The following is a 1,103-nucleotide window of genomic DNA, read 5'->3' as shown; positions in this document are numbered from 1 at the left end:
CTTTTTGACATTGTCGCCGCAGAACGAGACCAGGGCTTTCGGATTGCCCTTGTCGATCGTCAGCTTGAACTTGCCGATCGTGCCCGTAGCCCAGTTGCCGCCGGTGGTCAGGATATAGGCGATGCGGCTCTCGAAATATTTGGGGTAGCCGTCAGGGTCGTCCTTGGCCGCCTTGCGCACCGCATTTTCGAATGTGCCGTCCATGCAATACCGGGTCTTGTAGGCCGCATACTGACCCTGGAATTTGCCGTCGTAGAAGAAGCTGACCGAAGACGTGCCGCCGACGCTCGGCCTGTAGTGGTGGGAAACATGGACGTCCTTGTTGGCCGGAAAGGTCGAGCGCCACCAGTAGGTCGAACGCAATTGCCAGAACGGGGTGTAGACCTTGCTCGTCTCGGTGCCGTCGCTGCCGGTGTCCTCGATGATGATGCCGCGGTTGACCCAGTCATCGACAACCGCTTGCGGCAGCTTCGCCAGCGCCGCCTTCGCCGCATCGCCGAAAGGATAGAACGGCACGTTTTGCGCCTTCAGTTCAGCGCTGATGTCGATGCCGAGCGCCAACACCTTCTGCTCGAGCTGCGGCTTTGCGGCGACACCGTCGATCGTCACCTCGAAACCGAGGAAATTATCGCTCTGATTTTCAGGAATCGCCGGGATTTCTTCGGGATTGCCCGATATGTCGGGCATCGGGAAGGCGACGATGGCCTGGACATCCTGATCGGTGTTGTTGTGGAAGACATAGTCGACCGTGACCCTTTCCGGCGAGATGAAAAGGTCCTCGCTTTGCATCGCCACGGCATCGCTGCGCGACAGGATCAGGCCGCCGGTGCCAAGTTCGGCAACCGAATCATTGGCGAAAGCGGGTACGGACGACAAGGCCAGCACGGCGGTCAGAACATATCGCAACATGGAAGCCCCCTCGGCTGGAATGCCTGCAGGACCCTAGCCGTTTCAATGTGGCGTTCAAAGCCCTTCCGTATCCGCGGACGAACCAAAGGGAGCTGGACTGCGGTCTGGACACGCGCCTGCGCGGTCTGGACACGCGCCTGCGCGGTCTGGACACGCGCCTGCGCGGTCTGGACACGCGCCTGCGCGGTCTGGAC

1 protein-coding gene is annotated in these 1,103 nt (G+C 60.7%); it reads right to left on the bottom strand.

Annotation, left to right across the window (positions count from 1 at the left end; translation table 11 throughout):
- Window positions 1–909, bottom strand: a 909-nt coding sequence (locus EN991_RS37305) for a DUF4424 domain-containing protein (RefSeq protein WP_127370578.1), incomplete at its 3' end; no start/stop codon positions are given.
- Window positions 910–1,103: the final 194 nt, after the last annotated feature.

It is taken from the genome of Mesorhizobium sp. M7A.F.Ca.US.005.03.2.1, assembly GCF_003997795.1.
GTDB lineage: Bacteria > Pseudomonadota > Alphaproteobacteria > Rhizobiales > Rhizobiaceae > Mesorhizobium > Mesorhizobium ciceri.
The sequence above is the reverse complement of the archived record's forward strand: the minus strand, read 5'-3'. Positions and strand labels throughout refer to the sequence as shown.